The organism is Pseudorhodoplanes sp. (assembly GCF_059499825.1).
The window spans coordinates 111,641-127,721 of sequence record NZ_JCABZI010000021.1; the positions used below are offsets into that span (position 1 = coordinate 111,641).

Below are 16,081 nucleotides of genomic sequence, written 5' to 3' on the forward strand. Positions count from 1 at the left end.
ATGCCAATAAAAAAGACCGGGCCCTTTCGGAGCCCGGCCTGTTCGTTTCGCCGCTTCGGCTTCAGCCAAAGGTGCGATCGATTAATCGTTCAGTGCTTCCCGGACCTTGTCCTTCGCACCACCGATGGTGTTCTGAACCTTGCCTGCGGTCTTCTCGGCCGCGCCCTCTGCCTCGGTCTTGGTGTCACCGGTCACCTTGCCGAAGGTCTCCTTTATGGAGCCCTTAACCTGCTTGGCCGCGCCAGCGATGCGATCCTTGTCCATGTGTTGCTCTCCCGTTTCCGCCGGCCACTTGCCCGGCTCCCGTCAGTTTCTGACGTCGGCCAGACAAGTCCGGCCCGGGCTCTGCGTTCCGTGGACCCGACCAGATTTCACGGATCAAAACCGCGTGTATTGATGCACCGTTTCGCGACCCGACGCCCTACGCCTCCCCGGCCGGCACCGCATCCACCAGTCCCCGCCGCGCCAGCAACGCATCCGGGCTCGGCAGCCGGCCGCGAAAGGCGATGTAGGACTCGTCGGACGTGCGGCGGCCACCCGCGGCATAGATGTTGTCGCGCAGCTTGCCAGCTGTCGCCGGATCGAAGATATCGCCGGCTTCCTCGAAGGCGCGGAACGCATCGGCATCAAGCACCTCCGACCACATGTAGCTGTAATAGGCGGCCGAATAACTCGAACCCGAAAACACGTGCTGGAAATGCGGCGAGCGGTGCCGCATCACGATCTCCTCGGGCATGCCGAGCTTGTCGAGGGTCTCGCGCTCGAAGATCGCCACGTCGAGCGCGTCGGCCGATTGCAGCGAGTGAAACTCCAGGTCGACCAGTGCCGACGACACATATTCCACCGTGGCGCAGGCCTGATTGAAGGTGCGCGCGGCCAGCACCTTGCGCAGCAAGTCTTCCGGGATCGGTTCGCCGGTCTTGTAATGCACCGCGAATTTCCGCAGCACCTCCGGCCGCTCGAACCAGTGTTCGTAAAGCTGCGACGGCAGTTCGACGAAATCGGTGTCGACATTGGTGCCGGCAATAGACGGATAGGTCACATCCGACAGAATGCCGTGGAGCGCGTGGCCGAATTCGTGGAACAGCGTGCGGGCGTCGTCGTAGCTCAGCAGCGCCGGATTGCCGTCGGCACCCTTGTTGAAGTTCATCACATTGACGATCAGCGGGCGGATGTCGCCGTTGAGCTTTTCCTGATCGCGCAGCGACGTCATCCAGGCGCCGCTATGCTTGGAGGGCCGCGCGAAATAATCGCCGAAGAACAGCGCAACGTGCTTGCCCGCGGCGTCGGTCACCTCCCAGGTGCGGACGTCGGGATGCCAGGCCTTGATGCCGCTCACTTCCTTGAAGCGCAGGCCGAACAGCCGTGTCGCGGTGTCGAAGGAGGCTTCGATGATCTTATCGAGCTGCAGATATTGCTTGATCGAGGCTTCATCGACGTCGTGCAGCTTCTTGCGCAGCTTCTCGGCGTAGAAGCGCCAGTCCCAGGGCGCGATCTTGAAATTGCCGCCCTCGGCCTGCGCCAGCGCCTGCAAGGCATCGCGGTCGGCCAACGCGCGCTTGCGCGCGCGGGTCCAGACTTCGCCGAGCAGATCGCGCACCGCGCGCGGAGTCTTGGCCATGGAATCGTCGAGGCGATAATCGGCGTAGGTCGGATAGCCAAGCAGTTTGGCCCGTTCGGCGCGCAGCGCCACGGTCTCGGCAATGATCGCCTTGTTGTCGGTCGCACCGCCCATGTCGCCGCGCGCCATCCAGGCGCGGAACGCCTTCTCGCGCAGATCGCGGCGGGTCGAATATTGCAGGAACGGCTCGACGCTCGAGCGCGACAGCGTGATCACCGAACGGCCGGCGAGACCGCGCGCTTCCGCGGCCTGGCGCGCGGCGGAGCGCACATAGTCCGGCAGCCCTGCGAGATCTACCTCGCCATCGAGTTCGATGATGGTGTCGCGCTCGTCCGCCAGCACATTCTGGCTGAAGGCGGTGCCCAGCGTCGCGAGCCGCTGACCGATCGCGGCGAGCCGGTCCTTTGCCGCCTGATCGAGATGCGCGCCAGCGCGCCGGAAGCCGGTGTGATAGCGCTCCAGCACCCGCGCCTGCTCGGCCGTGAGTTTGGCAGATGAAGCGGTCTGCATGACCTGATCGACGCGGCGGAACAGGTCGCCGTTCAGCCGGATGGCACTATGATGCGCCGACAGGCGCGGCGACATTTCGCGCTCCACCGCCTGGATCGCGTCGTTGGTATGAGCGCCGGCCAGCACGTAGAACACATCCGAGACGCGCGACAGCGACCGCTCCGTATCCTCCAGCGCGGCGATGGTGTTCTCGAAGGTCGGCGGCCCCGGATTTCCGACAATCGCGGCGATCTCGGCATTATGCTCGGCCATCGCCCGTTCGAAGGCCGGCACGAAATGCGCGGGGTCGAGTTCCGCAAATCGGGGCACCTCGAACGGCCCGACCCAGGGGGCCAGCAGCGGATTATCGGTCGAATCGGACGGGCGATCGGTCGCGGCTATAACGGTCATGCGTTGAAATATCTCGACTTTTTGCGAAAATTGGCTCGGGCTGAAGGCTCGGCAACGGGACTCGAGATGGGGTCGCTGCAGTCCCAATTCCAGCCTTGATCGCGGGCCCCGTTTCGACGACATTGCGCCGCCATCGAACCGGACCGACGCATGAACGCTCCAGCGACCGCCAAGACCGCGCCTCCCGCAGGCGGCAACCGCATCCTTTGGCTGAACGTCATGACGGTGATCAGCGCGGCAATCCTGATCGGGGCCGAGGTGTTCGGCGCGGCCTTCGCCGCCAGCTGGGCGATGACAAATCTGTTCGGGCTGGGCGAAACCGTCGGACGCGTGCTGGACGTCGCCTTCCTCGCGGTCGGTGCCTACATCATGTACAAGTTCGTGCGCTTTGCGCGCACGGTCGAGCCGTTCTCGCGCTAAGCGGACGAAGGCCGGGCTTCGATGAGCGGCCGCGCCTCAAAAGGCCAGATCTTCCGCGACCTTCTCAAGTCCGAAAAGCCGCTCGTCCTGATCGGCGCCTATGACGCGCTCGGCGCGCGGCTGATCGCGCAGGCCGGCGGCAAGAGCCTGTTCATCGGCGGCTTCTCGATCGTCGGCGCGCGCTACGGCGTTCCCGACGTGGGCTTGCGCGCCTATGCCGACATCGCGGCGGCTGCGCGCGACATCGTCAACGCCTGTGACCTGCCTGCCTTCGTCGACATCGATGACGGCTATGGCGACGTGAAGAACGTGATCCAGACCGTGCAGGGCTACGAGCGCATGGGCGTCGCCGCCATGATGCTGGAAGACCAGACCTGGCCGAAGCGCTGCGGTCACCTCGCCGGCAAGACTGTCGTGCCGATCGAGGTCATGGAAGCGAAGGTCCGCGCCGCGGTCGGCGAGCGCATTGATCCTGCGACCTTCATCTTCGCGCGCACCGATGCGCGCGCCGTTCACGGTCTCGACGATGCGATGCGCCGCGCCGAACGCTATCTCCGCGCTGGCGCCGAAGGCCTGTTCATCGAAGCGCCGGAATCGGTCGGCGAACTGCGTCGTGTCGGGCGCGCCTTCGCAGGCGTGCCGCTGGTCGCCAATCCACTGGAGGGCGGCAAGACACCGCTGCTCTCGCCCGCCGAATTCGCCGAACTTGGCTTCACCGTGATCCCGTACGGCATCACGCTGATCCTGCACGCCGCCGCGGCGATGCAGGCAGCGATCGGCGACGTGATATCCGGCAAGTTTGCACGACGCGACGAGGCGATGAGCTTCCGCGATTATCTCGACGTGGTCGGCGAGCCGGGCTGGGCCGGGATGCAGGACAAATACAGCACCAAGTAGCGCCACGTCGCGCGCAGGCGGATCACGCCTGCTCCATCAGCCTCAGCCACGGCGCCGCGTGAAACGCACTCATCAGGACGTACATCGACACCATCCCCGTCAGCGGTGACCCGTGCTGCGCGGTCGCGCAGAGAAGATCCTCAGCACCATTGCCGGCGAACGCGGTCAGCAACGCCATGGCCGCGAAGGTCGGCGCCGCCGCGAAATGCAATCCGCGTGCCGCGCCACCGATGAAGCTGGCACGCCTGCCCTCCACGCGGACATCATCGGCAGCGCTGGCTTGACAGGTCCCGGTCATCGGCTTGCGTCCGCTTCCTTGCGCATGGCTGCCTCGCCCGCGTCCGACACCTGGACCCATTTCGGGTCGGGCGCAGCATCCGCAACGTAAGCGTCGTGCCAGTTCCACCACTTGTATGGCCGGCTCTGCGGATAGCCTTCCGGCGAATCCTCCCACTCTTCCTGACGGCCGAGCGCGGTCATGTCGAGAAAGCTCCAGACCGTTCCCAGCGCCTCGTCGCCGCGGCTGTTGATGAAGTAGGTGCGGAACACCCGATCGCCGTCACGGATGAAGGCATTGTGGCCGTGCCATTGATCGACACTGAAATCGGCGTCGAAGGAATCCGTGATCGTGTACCAGGGGATCGTCCATCCCATGCGCGCCTTCAGCCGCGTGATGTCAGGCTGCGGCGCACGCGAGACATAGGCGAGCGTGGTATCGCGTGCGTTGAGATGGGACAGATGACCGACCTGATCGGCGACCATCGAGCAGCCGATGCAGCCATGGTCCGGCCAGCCATGCACGCCCGGTTCGAAGAAGGCGCGGTAGACGATCAGCTGGCGGCGCCCCTCGAACAGATCGAGCAGGCTGACCTTGCCGGCCGGGCCATCGAACACATAGTCCGTCTCCACAGACATCCACGGCATCCGCCGACGTTCCGCTGCCAGTGCGTCATGAGCACGGGTCGCGGCTTTTTCCTTGACCAGCATCCGCGCGCGCGCGGCATCCCATTCCTGCGGCGATACGATTAGAGGCATCTTCATCGATAGGGTTCCCTTGCTGTTCGAGGCTCAGGCGTCGAGCGGCCTCATGCAGCCCGCGAGACAGACTTAGGGCTCGCTATCGGGCAGCGAGAGTGACAAATGTGACGGGATTTCGGTTCGCAGGCACGCGATGGACTCGCTGATCACCTCCGCCGGACGCGCATTGGCCGCCGGCGATCCGCTGGGCGCGCTGCAGCGCATTGCGCTGCGCGACGATGCGCCAGCGCTGGCGCTGCGAGGTATCGCGATGGCGCAACTCGGCGACTTCATCAAGGCCAAGGCCTTGCTGCGACGTGCCGCCCGCGCCTTCAGTCCGCGAGAAACAATCGCGCGTGCGAGATGCGTCGTTGCCGAAGCCGAAGTGGCATTGGCTTCGCGCGACCTCGGCTGGCCTGCGCAAGCGCTCGAAGCGGCGCGGGTAGTTCTTGAGGCCCATGGCGACCGGACCAATGCCTCACTCGCACAGCATCTCGCCATTCGCCGCATGTTGCTGGTCGGAAGCCTCGACGAAGCCGAGAATGCCCTCGCCGGGCTCGATCCGGCGTCGCTGCCGCCGGCGTTGCGGACCGCGCACGAACTGGTCGCGGCTGGCCTCGCGATGCGCCGGGTCCGAACGAAAACGGCGCGGACCGCGCTCGAGGCGGCACGACAGGCGGCGCGCGGGGCGGCCATCCCTGCCCTGTCCGCCGAAGTGGACAATGCGTTCCGCATCCTCGACACACCCGCGGCGCGTCTGATCGAAGGCGGCTCGGAGCGGCCGCTGCTGCTCGACGAGGTCGAAGCGCTATTCGAATCCCGGGTGCTGGTCGTCGATGCGTGCCGCTCCGCGGTCCGTCGCCAGCAGGCAACAACATCGCTCGCGCGGCGGCCGGTTCTGTTCACGCTGGTGCGCGTGCTTGCGGAAGCCTGGCCGAACGATGTGTCGCGCGACACACTGGTCGCGCGGGCGTTCCGGGCCAGGCATGCAGACGAGTCGCACCGCGCACGTCTGCGAGTCGAGATCGGACGGTTGCGGCGGGTCCTGCGAGCGCTCGCCGACATCAATGCGACCAAGCGGGGCTTCGCACTGACTCCGCATCACGCCGGCCGGGTCGCGGTGCTGGCCCGGCCCGTCGACGAGAAGCACGCCGAGGTGCTGGCCTGCCTTGCCGACGGTGAATCGTGGTCGAGTTCCGCGCTGGCGCTGGCGCTGGGCACCAGTCAGCGCAGTGTGCAGCGCGCGCTCGATGAACTGGCGGCGTCGGGCAAGGTGCAGTGGATCGGACATGCGCGGGCGCGGCGCTGGATGACGCCGCCGCTGCCCGGTTTCACGTCAGTCTTGTTACTCTCCGGTCCGCTGCCGGGCGATTAGTGTCCGCTCACAACAGCGCGGAACAAGGCTTTGGAGCATTCAATGGCAGTCACCGAGCAGAAGGCGGAAATCCTTCGTGAATACGGCCCCTTTCCAGACGTGCGGCAAGTGGCCGGCGTGACGTTTGACGGCCAGCACGTCTGGTTCGCCGCCGGCGACCGGATCTGCGCCCTCGATCCGGACAGCGGCAGCATCGTGCGCACGCTCGACATCGCGGGACATGCCGGCACCGCATTCGACGGCCGTCATCTGTTCCAGATCGCCGAGAAAAGCATCCAGAAGATCGATCCGCAGACTGGCCAGGTGCTGGCGACGATTCCGGCGCCAGGCGACGGCGGCGATTCCGGCATGGCCTGGGCGGAGGGATCGCTCTGGGTCGGCCAGTACCGCGAGCGGAAGATCCACCAGATCGATCCGGAGACCGGAGCGATTCTGCGCACCATCGAATCGAACCGCTTCGTCACCGGCGTCACCTGGACCGACGGCGAACTCTGGCACGGCACCTGGGAAGGCGATGAGTGCGAATTGCGGCGCATCGATCCAGCGAACGGCGCCGTACGGGAGCGGCTCGAAATGCCCGCCGGCACGGCGGTTTCAGGACTGGAGGCCGATGGCAGCGGCCGATTCTTTTGCGGCGGCGGCAACAGCAGCAAGCTGCGAGCCGTTCGCCGGCCGAAGTGATCGCTCGCACGCGGCGTCAGCGAGGTCTCTCGCGCATGCGCTTAGGCGCGATACGGCCAAATGCGGCGCGCGCAGCTTTGATCGCCACCGCAGCGCCACGCTTGCGTCATGCCTAGCCTTCTTCGCGCCAGCCGCGCGCGTTGTGATGTTAACATCTCTGTAAGGTCTGGAGTTTTTTGGCGCTGAGGCGCGCATAATGCTTGACACTCAGCGTGAATGGATTATGTCCGGCCTTGCCCAATTTCGCACGTGCCTGTGGTCGCGTGTCGGTCGGTAGGTAGCGGGACAAGAGGCCCGCCAGCCGCCTGGGGAGACAAAGCTCTCTAAGGAGAGTCTCTCCAAGAACTCTGACCGGCAGCCGGAGGCGAAACCGGCGAACTCAGTTCTCCACTGAGGACGCGACTTAAAGCAACGACGGAGCGGGCTTTTTTGGCTATCGCCGGCTGTCCATAAGCCGGTCAGGTTACCGAAGAGGCTTGTCCATCATTGCCAGGTGTGCGGCGGGGTCTCCCCTCCAATCCACGGCAGCACTGTCTGGTGTCGAGCTTTGCGCTCGTCGTGTCCTCCATCGCACGACCGCGCGGGATCGTCGTCAGACACTCACTCGGATGCGCGTTTTCGCGCGTCCATCAGCTGTTTTGGGGACGACCATGACCGACCGCATCCGCGAATTCCTTCGTAACCGTACCGACGACGGCCCCGTGCTGGTGGTCGATCTCGACGTCGTGCGCGACAACTACAACACCTTCGCGAAAGCGCTGCCGGACAGCCGCGTGTTCTATGCCGTCAAGGCGAACCCGGCGCCGGAGGTGCTGTCGCTGCTCGCCTCGCTGGGCTCCTGCTTCGACACCGCCTCGGTCGCCGAGATCGAGATGGCGCTCGCGGCCGGTGCGTCGGCGGACCGCATCTCCTATGGCAACACCATCAAGAAGGAGCGCGACATCGCACGCGCCTTCGCGCTGGGCGTTCGCCTGTTCGCTGTCGACTGCAAGGCCGAGGTCGAGAAGGTCGCCCGCGTGGCGCCCGGCTCGAAGGTTTTCTGCCGCATCCTGTGCGATGGCGCGGGCGCCGAATGGCCGCTCTCGCGCAAGTTCGGCTGCGAGCCCGCCATGGCCGCGGACGTGCTTGAGCACGGTCACCGGCTGGGCCTCGAAGCCTACGGCATCTCGTTCCATGTCGGTTCGCAGCAGCGCAACCAGCATGCCTGGGACCGCGCGCTGGCGCAGGCGGCCGCCGTGTTCCGGGAATGCGGCGATCGCGGGATCAACCTGTCGATGGTCAATCTCGGCGGCGGCTTCCCGACCAAGTACCTGAAGAACGTGCCGACGGTTCGCACCTACGGCTCGGCGATCTTCCGTGCGCTACGCAAGCATTTCGGCAACCGCATCCCGGAAACCATCATCGAGCCGGGTCGCGGCATGGTCGGCAATGCCGGCGTGATCGAGACCGAAGTCGTCCTCGTCTCCAAGAAGAGCGAGGAGGAGGACGTGCGCTGGGTCTATCTCGACATCGGCAAGTTCGGCGGTCTCGCCGAGACGATGGACGAGGCGATCCGCTATCCGATCCGCACGCCGCGGGACGGTGGCGCTCTGGCGCCGTGCATTCTCGCAGGCCCGACCTGCGACTCGGCCGACGTGCTGTACGAGAAGCAGCCTTATCCGTTGCCGGTCTCGCTCGAGATCGGCGACAAGCTGCTGATCGAAGGCACCGGCGCCTACACGTCGACCTACTCGGCCGTGGCCTTCAACGGCTTCCCGCCGCTGAAGACGATCCATATCTGATCGCTCCGCGATCGGGCCACATCTGATCGCTCCGCGATCAAGAGACACCGCGGGAGCCGGCCGGTAAGGCCGGCTCCCCTTCCCTCACATTCAGGACTGCAGCGGTTCCGCGGCGCGCGGAGCCTTGGAAGGAGTTTGGCCATGATCGCCATTCGCCAGGAACGGAAAACCGATGCGTCGGCGCGCGAGCTTCTGCTCGACCGCGCCTACGGCCCGGCCCGTTTCACCAAGTGCTCCGCGCGCCTGCGGGAGGACCGCCTGCCGGCTCAGGGGCTGTCCTTCGTCGCGACGGATGGCGGCGCCATCGTGGGTTCGGTGCGGCTGTGGGACGTGTCGGCCGGTTCGGGCCGCCGCGCGCTCCTGCTCGGCCCGCTCGCGGTCTCGCCGGAGCACCAGAGCAAGGGCATCGGCGGCAAGCTGATGAAGCAGGCGATCGCCACCGCCCGCATGCGCGGGCATGGCGCGATCCTTCTGGTCGGCGACGCGCCCTATTACGGCCGGTTCGGCTTCTCGGCGGAGAAGACCGCCTCGCTAGCGATGCCCGGTGCGTATCAGCAGGACCGCCTGCTCGGCCTCGAACTGCAGGCCGGCGCGCTCGACGGCGCCAGCGGCACGATCGGCGCCACCGGCCGCTTCGCACCGAAGCCCGGACTGGGCGCTCTGGCCGCGACGGCTTCCCGCCGGGCTGTCAAAAGCCCGACATCACACGCAGCGTAGATTTGCACGCATCTCCTTGGGCGGGTATCGCAGAGGCCGCGATGCCCGCCCATTCATTTTTCGACTTTGCGCCGCCTGAGACTGGAGTAACGCGACATGACCGACTGGCCCGTATACGGCAAGATCGACGGTCCCATTGTGATCATCGGCTTCGGCTCGATCGGACGCGGCACGCTGCCGCTGATCGAACGCCATTTCGAGTATGACAAGTCCCGCATGGTGATCATCGATCCGGATCCGCTCAACAAGTGGATCGCGGACGAGCGCGGCATCCCGTTTATCCAGAAGCATGTGACCCGCGAGAACTACAAGGAGCTGTTGACCCCGCTGCTGACCAAGGGCGGCGGCCAGGGCTTCTGCGTCAATCTCTCCGTCGACACCTCTTCGGTCGACATCATGGAATTGTGCCGTTCGCTTGGCGCGCTTTATATCGACACCGTCAACGAGCCGTGGCTCGGATTCTATTTCGACAAGTCGAAAGGCCCGGCCGAGCGCTCGAACTACGCGCTGCGCGAGATGACGCTGGCCGCCAAGCGCAAGAATCCGGGCGGCCCGACGGCGGTGTCCACCTGCGGCGCCAATCCCGGCATGGTGTCGTTCTTCGTCAAGCAGGCGGCGCTCAATCTGGCGCGCGACCTCAACCTCAACGTCCCCGATCCGACGACGCGCGAGGAATGGGCCAGCCTGTTGCGGCAGACCGGTGTCAAAGGCATCCATATCGCCGAACGGGACACCCAGCGCACTAAGTCGCCGAAGCCGCGCAACGTGTTCCTTAACACTTGGTCGGTGGAAGGCTTCGTATCCGAAGGCCTGCAGCCGGCAGAACTCGGCTGGGGCACGCATGAGAAATGGATGCCCGACTTTGCGCGCCGGCATCCCGACCCGAACGCGCCCGCGATCTACCTGATGCGGCCGGGCGCGGACACCCGCGTGCGCACGTGGTGCCCGACGCCGGGGCCGCAATACGGCTTCCTGGTCACGCATAACGAGTCGATCTCGATCGCCGATTATTTCACCGTGATGGAGGACGGCAAGGCGGTGTACCGCCCGACCTGCCACTACGCCTATCATCCGGCCGACGATGCGGTGCTGTCGTGGTTCGAGCTGTTCGGCAATGCCGGCAAGATTCAAGACAAGACCCACGTGCTCGACGAGGACGAACTGACCGACGGCATCGACGAACTCGGCGTGCTGCTCTACGGCCACGCCAAGAATGCCTATTGGTACGGCTCGCAGCTCTCGCTGGAAGAAACGCGCGAGCTTGCGCCTTACCAGAACGCGACGGGTCTGCAGGTGACGTCGGCGATCCTCGCCGGCATGGTCTGGGCTCTGGAAAATCCGAACGAAGGCATCGTCGAGGCCGACGAGATGGATTACAAGCGCTGCCTCGACATCCAATTGCCGTATCTCGGTCCGGTGAAGGGCTATTACACCGACTGGACGCCTTTGGAGAACCGTCCGGGGTTGTTCCCGGAGGACATCGACGAGAGCGATCCCTGGCAGTTCAGGAACGTGCTGGTGCGGTAGCGCTTATCCTCCCCACCGCTTTCTTGCCCTCCCCCTTGTGGGTAGGGTCGACCGCTTGAGCGTTAGCGAAAGCGGTCGGGGTGGGGCTGGAAGAAATGGGTTTGCGCGGCTGATGATTCATGATCGATCGCAGCCACCCCACCCCGATCATCTTCGCTACGCTTCGATGATCGACCCTCCCCACAAGGGGGAGGGTTAAGTTAAGGCAAACACTTGCTCCCCATCGGCAGCTTGGCGCGTTTGCCCCATTCGTTCGACGGCACCTTGTCGAACGGCGCCGCGAATTGCTGGCGCTGCGTGCGGAAGCCTGTCGGCACGCGCGACCCGCTGGTGCCGAATTCCACGATCCAGAAATAGTCATAAGTCTGGCCCGGCCACGTGTCCGGCACATCCGCCAGCTTGTCGAGATTGAGCAGCTGGCGCAGCGTCACTTTCTGGTCCGGGAACTGAAGCTCCAGTTTCCGGTCGGCGATGTGATGATGCTCCCACACGATCACGACGGTCTTGCCGTCATAGCGCGGGTCGTCCATCAGCGCGCCGACCGCCTGCTGGGTCCGCAGGTTGAATTGCGGCGTGAGATCGACACCCGGCAGCGGCACCGACGAGAACGTCACCACCGGCATTTCCCATGTCGCGGCTGCGGGCGACGCCAGTTCGAGTGTGTGCAGGGTGATGGCGAAGAAGGCCGCGGGCCGCTCACCCGCCGCAAACAGGGATTGCTTCGCCCCCTGGCCGAGATATTGCGCAGCCAGCGCCAGCGAGCGCTCGACGCCGATCCTGCACAGGGCGAAATCGTTTTCCTTCTCGCCGTGGCGCAGGATGATGACGGTCTTTGGCAAGGCGAATGCGGGGGCGACAAGGCCACCGAGGATTGCGAATGCGAGCAGAAAATCACGGCATCGCCGAATCATGGCAGGCGCCCTCCGACATTTGCGTCAGGCCAAGTCTACCGCCACATCGGGCCAAGTCTACCGTCGGACGAAGTCTACCGTCAGGCCAAGTCTAACTCAGGCCAAGTCTAACTCAGGCCAAGTCTAACTCAGGCCAAATCTACAACACCGGCGGCACGGTCCTCGCAGGCAAATGCAAGCTGCAGACCATCACCGCTCCAGGCCAGCGCGGTGACCGGCGTATCGAGATCGGACGAATGCGCCAGCACCTCGGCGCCGTCATCGAGCCGCACCAGCAGGATCAGACCGTCCTCGTAACCCACGGCCACTACCGGCTGTTTGGGATGGCAGGCCACCACCGAAACCTTTTTGGCATGGGGCGCAAGCAGCGTCGGCTGCTTGCCCATCGGCCCGTCCTTGCCCGAGAACGGCCACAGGATGAGCTGGTCCGAACCGCCGGTCGCGAGGAACGCTCCATCTGCGGTCCAGCTCATCGAGCGCACCCGCGCGGCGTAACCGGACATCCGCATATGCTTGCTGTCCATGAGGCGCCAGCCATGCAGCATCGGCTCCTGCATGGTGGTCACAAGAAACCGTCCGTCGGGACTGACGGTCACGCCGAGATGCGAACCTTTCCATTCCAGCGCCTCGGGTTTCACCTGCGCATTCGGAAACCACAGAGAGGCGCCGTTGTAATGCGCGATGGCGAGGCGGAAGCCTTTCGGCAGAAAAGCAAGGCCGCCGGCCGTCGATGGCAGGTCGAGCGATTTGACCTCGCCCTTGCTGCCCAGGACGCTGACGGCCTTTCCTGCCGACCATGCGGTCGCGCCCTCGGGCCCGAGTGCGACGTGGTCGATCCACTTCCGCTTCGGTTCGGCGAACAGTTCGCGCGTCGTACCATCCGTTGCGATCTCCATCACCTTGCCGTCGTCACCGCCGGTGACAAGACGCGTGCCGTCGCCGGCAGACGCGAGAATGCCGCCGTCATGAAGCGCGACGCGTTCGGTCTTGCCATCACGGCCGGCGAGAAGCGCGGCCTCTTCGGCCAGCACGAATGCGGCCCGGCCGCCGAGGAAATGCACGGCGATCACAGTGCCGCCGGTCGCGACCGGTTGGGTGCGATCGACGACGGACGGGGTGTTGGTGGGGGAGCGGGTATCGGACATCATCAATCTCGGTCGTCCCGGAAGCCTGAGCAAGGCGAAGGCTGCCCGGGACCCATCGCCACCAAACGTTCAATCAGGAAAGGTCGGCGTGAACAACCCTCAGGGGGACTGGGGTTCCCGGCCCTCGCATACGCCCGGCCGGGACGACGACGGAGCGGTCACGCGATGCAGGTTTCAAAGCCCTTGCGGATTTTTTCCTCCGGCAGATGCCGGCCGATGAAGACGAGCCGGCTCTCGCGCTTTTCGTCTTCTTTCCACGGACGCTGATGGTCGCCGTCCAGGATCATGTGCACGCCCTGGAACACGAAGCGGTCCGGGTCGTCCTTGAAGGCGAGAATGCCCTTGGAGCGCAGGATCGCCGGGCCGTCCTCCGCAACCAGATTCTGGATCCACGGAAAGAACTTGTCGGGATTGAGCGGCTTGTCGGTCGCAATCGAAATCGATTGCATCTCCTCGTCGTGATAATGCTTCACGCCCTTGCCGTGATGGTGATGGGCGTGACCATGCTCGTGGTGATGATCATGGTCGTGATGATGATCATGACCATGCGCGTGGTCGTGATCATGATCGTGATCATGTTCCCCGCCATGCAGGAAATCCGGCTCGATATCGAGGATGCGGTCGAGGTCGAACGCCTTGCGGTCCAGCACCTCGTCGAGGGCGATCTCCGAGCGCTGCGTGCGATGCAGCTTCGCATACGGGTTGATGCCGCGGATGCGGGCCTCGACCTCCTGCAGACCGGCCTCGTCGACGAGGTCGGTCTTGTTGAGCAGGATCACATCCGCGAAGGCGATCTGGTTCTTGGCTTCGGGCGCGTCCTTGAGGCGATCCTTCAGCCATTTGGCGTCGGCGACCGTCACCACCGCATCGAGCCGTGTCTTCTTGCCGACTTCCTCGTCGACAAAGAAGGTCTGCGCTACCGGCGCCGGGTCGGCTAACCCCGTGGTCTCCACGATGATGGCGTCGAACTTGCCCTTGCGCCGCATCAGGCCTTCGATGATGCGGATCAGGTCGCCGCGCACGGTGCAGCAGATGCAGCCGTTGTTCATCTCGAACACTTCCTCGTCGGCATTGACGATCAGGTCGTTGTCGATCCCGATCTCGCCGAATTCGTTGACGATCACGGCGTATTTCTTGCCGTGGGGTTCCGAGAGGATGCGGTTGAGCAGCGTGGTCTTGCCGGCGCCGAGATAGCCGGTCAGCACCGTGACGGGGGTCTTGTCGGACATGAACGCTCCAGCCGATTTTCCGGGGCCGCCCGGGCGGGCGGAGCGCGGGCTAGGACTGAAGCGCCGCGCTGAGCGTCCTTATATTGTGCCGGATGAGATCGATGTAAGTGGGGGCCGGCCCTTTTTCGTCGGTCAGGGCGTCGGAATAGAGCGTCCCGCCCAGCTTGGCGCCGGTTTCGCTGGCGATTTGCGTCAGCAGCCGCGTATCGCTGATGTTCTCCATGAACACGGCCGGGATTTTCTGTTTCTTGATCTGGGTGATGATGCGCGCGACATCGCGGGCCGAAGCCTCCGAATCGGTCGACACCCCCTGCGGCGCGATGAACTCGACGCCATAGGCATCCTTGAAATAGCCGAAGGCATCGTGGGTGGTGATGATCTTCCTGCGCTCCGGCGGGATTTTCGACACGGCGTCCTTGACCTCGCTTTCGAGCGCATCGAGTTTGGCAAGATAGGCGTCGGCGTTGGCCGCATAGACCGCCTTGCCGCCGGGATCCGCCTTGGTGAGGCCATCGCGGATATTGGCGACATAGATTTTCACATTGGCCACCGACTGCCAGGCATGCGGATCACCGTCGGCATGGCTGTGTCCGTGGCTGTGTCCATGCGAGTGGCCGCCCGCGAGCTTGCGCGGCTTGATCCCCTTGCTCGCGACGACATTCGGCGCCTTGGTGTTGGACGACTTGATCAGACGCGCCAGCCAGCCTTCGAAGCCGAGGCCGTTGGTCACGATCACCTTCGCGTCGGCGAGCGTTTTGGCATCGGCGGGCGACGGCGAATACACATGGGCGTCGCCATTCGGTCCGACCAGGCTTTTCACCTCCACGCGATCGCCGCCGACATTGGAGACGATGTCGCCGAGGATCGAGAATGTCGCGACCACCGGCAGCTTCGTTTGCTGCGCCTGCGCGGACGACGCGAAAGCGGCAAACGCCGCGGCAATGACGATACGTCTCGTCAGCATGATGACCTCCATCAAGTCAGGCTTCGAGGTGACGCCCCGGAAAGAGCTGGCGAACGAGTCCGCCCACGGTCCCGAACAAAAGCGAGACCGCGTAGAGAATGCCGGCAACCAGAATGACGGCCGGTCCGGCGGGCGCTGCGGTATGAAACGACAGCAGCAATCCGGCATAGCCGGATAGCATCCCCGCCAGCACCGCGATCACGATCATCGCGGTGATGTCACGCGCCCAGAAGCGGCCGATCGCGGCCGGCACCATCATGATGCCGACGGCGAGCAGCGTGCCGAGCGCATGGAAGCCGGAGACCAGATTGATCACCAGCAGCGCCAGAAAGATCAGATGCGCGGGGCCGCCGGCCTTGCTGACCGAGCGCAGAAAAAGCGGATCGACGCATTCCAGCACCAGCGGCCGGTAGATCAGCGCCAGCCCGAGCAGCGTCACGGTGGCGTTGATGGCGATCAGGATCAGCGTCGGATCGTCGAGCGCGAGCACCGAGCCGAACAGGAAATGCAGCAGGTCGATATTGGTGCCGCGCACCGAGATGATGGTGACGCCGACCGCAAGCGAGATCAGGAAGAACACCGCAAGCGAGGCGTCTTCCTTCAGTTCGGTCGACCGCGCGACGACCCCCGCAAGAAGCGCGACGGTGAAGCCGGCAATCAGCCCGCCCGCGGTCATGGCGAAAATGTTGAGCCCGGACACCAGAAAGCCGATGGCCGCTCCGGGGAGCACGGCATGCGCCATGGCGTCGCCAACGAGCGACATCCGCCGCAGCATCAGGAACACGCCGATCGGACCGGCGCCGAGCGCAAGCGCCATGACGCCTACCAGGGCGCGGCGCATGAAGTCGAATTCCGCAAAGGGGCCGATGAGGGTGTCGTAGAGCACTCTACTCTCC

At 64.8% G+C, this 16,081-nt stretch carries 16 protein-coding genes; 7 read left to right on the top strand and 9 right to left on the bottom strand.

Translation table 11 applies throughout. The features are described 5' to 3' along the window. Nucleotides 1-81: 81 nt before the first annotated feature. Nucleotides 82-264 (bottom strand): CsbD family protein, encoded by a 183-nt coding sequence (locus AC5I5I_RS25540; RefSeq protein WP_495977919.1) that lies wholly within the window; start codon nucleotides 262-264, stop codon nucleotides 82-84. 157 nt (nucleotides 265-421) lie between these two features. Further along, on the bottom strand, nucleotides 422-2,521 hold the full coding sequence (locus tag AC5I5I_RS25545) for a M3 family metallopeptidase (RefSeq protein WP_495977921.1): 2,100 nt from the start codon (nucleotides 2,519-2,521) through the stop codon (nucleotides 422-424). 150 nt (nucleotides 2,522-2,671) lie between these two features. Here AC5I5I_RS25545 and AC5I5I_RS25550 point away from each other — a divergent pair, with 150 nt between their 5' ends. Then, the gene (locus AC5I5I_RS25550; RefSeq protein ID WP_495977923.1) at nucleotides 2,672-2,941 is read left to right on the top strand and encodes a hypothetical protein; all 270 of its coding nucleotides are present in this window, start codon (nucleotides 2,672-2,674) and stop codon (nucleotides 2,939-2,941) included. Between the two features lie 21 nt (nucleotides 2,942-2,962). Further along, a complete protein-coding gene (locus AC5I5I_RS25555; protein WP_495977925.1) occupies nucleotides 2,963-3,838 on the top strand; it encodes an isocitrate lyase/PEP mutase family protein in 876 nt (291 codons plus the stop codon). A 22-nt stretch (nucleotides 3,839-3,860) separates the two neighbouring features. Here AC5I5I_RS25555 and AC5I5I_RS25560 read toward each other — a convergent pair whose 3' ends face one another. Together AC5I5I_RS25560 and AC5I5I_RS25565 are read right to left on the bottom strand one after the other, a co-directional pair. After that, nucleotides 3,861-4,136: a hypothetical protein gene (locus AC5I5I_RS25560; protein ID WP_495977927.1), complete on the bottom strand. Its 276-nt coding sequence runs from the start codon at nucleotides 4,134-4,136 to the stop codon at nucleotides 3,861-3,863. Next, nucleotides 4,133-4,879, bottom strand: a complete 747-nt coding sequence (locus AC5I5I_RS25565; protein WP_495977929.1) for a DUF899 domain-containing protein — start codon at nucleotides 4,877-4,879, stop codon at nucleotides 4,133-4,135. The genes AC5I5I_RS25560 and AC5I5I_RS25565 overlap by 4 nt, the downstream gene beginning before the upstream one ends. Nucleotides 4,880-5,009: 130 nt before the next feature. On the opposite strand from AC5I5I_RS25565, the gene AC5I5I_RS25570 reads away from it, so the two are divergent. The 5 genes from AC5I5I_RS25570 (at nucleotide 5,010) to AC5I5I_RS25590 (ending at nucleotide 10,936) form a co-directional block, all read left to right on the top strand. Further along, on the top strand, nucleotides 5,010-6,230 hold the full coding sequence (locus AC5I5I_RS25570) for a helix-turn-helix domain-containing protein (protein ID WP_495977931.1): 1,221 nt from the start codon (nucleotides 5,010-5,012) through the stop codon (nucleotides 6,228-6,230). Between the two features lie 42 nt (nucleotides 6,231-6,272). After that, nucleotides 6,273-6,911, top strand: coding sequence for a Vgb family protein (locus tag AC5I5I_RS25575; RefSeq protein ID WP_495977933.1), 639 nt, complete (start codon nucleotides 6,273-6,275; stop codon nucleotides 6,909-6,911). A gap of 650 nt (nucleotides 6,912-7,561) precedes the next feature. Beyond that, nucleotides 7,562-8,692: a type III PLP-dependent enzyme gene (locus AC5I5I_RS25580; RefSeq protein ID WP_495977935.1), complete on the top strand. Its 1,131-nt coding sequence runs from the start codon at nucleotides 7,562-7,564 to the stop codon at nucleotides 8,690-8,692. A gap of 141 nt (nucleotides 8,693-8,833) precedes the next feature. After that, entirely contained in the window at nucleotides 8,834-9,409 is a 576-nt protein-coding gene (locus AC5I5I_RS25585) for a GNAT family N-acetyltransferase (RefSeq protein WP_495977936.1), read from the top strand. Nucleotides 9,410-9,505: 96 nt separating this feature from the next. Beyond that, complete coding sequence (locus AC5I5I_RS25590; RefSeq protein WP_495977938.1) at nucleotides 9,506-10,936, top strand: homospermidine synthase; 1,431 nt, start codon at nucleotides 9,506-9,508, stop codon at nucleotides 10,934-10,936. Nucleotides 10,937-11,136: 200 nt separating this feature from the next. On the opposite strand, the gene AC5I5I_RS25595 is transcribed toward AC5I5I_RS25590, so the two are convergent. The 5 genes from AC5I5I_RS25595 to AC5I5I_RS25615 all read right to left on the bottom strand — a co-directional run bounded on the left by AC5I5I_RS25595 (nucleotide 11,137) and on the right by AC5I5I_RS25615 (nucleotide 16,071). After that, the gene (locus AC5I5I_RS25595; RefSeq protein ID WP_495977940.1) at nucleotides 11,137-11,847 is read right to left on the bottom strand and encodes a histidine phosphatase family protein; all 711 of its coding nucleotides are present in this window, start codon (nucleotides 11,845-11,847) and stop codon (nucleotides 11,137-11,139) included. A 128-nt stretch (nucleotides 11,848-11,975) separates the two neighbouring features. Continuing rightward, nucleotides 11,976-12,992 (bottom strand): WD40 repeat domain-containing protein, encoded by a 1,017-nt coding sequence (locus AC5I5I_RS25600; protein ID WP_495977942.1) that lies wholly within the window; start codon nucleotides 12,990-12,992, stop codon nucleotides 11,976-11,978. Between the two features lie 158 nt (nucleotides 12,993-13,150). After that, nucleotides 13,151-14,221 (bottom strand): CobW family GTP-binding protein, encoded by a 1,071-nt coding sequence (locus AC5I5I_RS25605; protein ID WP_495977944.1) that lies wholly within the window; start codon nucleotides 14,219-14,221, stop codon nucleotides 13,151-13,153. 49 nt (nucleotides 14,222-14,270) lie between these two features. Next, entirely contained in the window at nucleotides 14,271-15,185 is a 915-nt protein-coding gene (locus AC5I5I_RS25610; RefSeq protein ID WP_495977946.1) for a metal ABC transporter substrate-binding protein, read from the bottom strand. A gap of 16 nt (nucleotides 15,186-15,201) precedes the next feature. After that, a complete protein-coding gene (locus tag AC5I5I_RS25615) occupies nucleotides 15,202-16,071 on the bottom strand; it encodes a metal ABC transporter permease (RefSeq protein ID WP_495977948.1) in 870 nt (289 codons plus the stop codon). Nucleotides 16,072-16,081 lie beyond the last annotated feature (10 nt).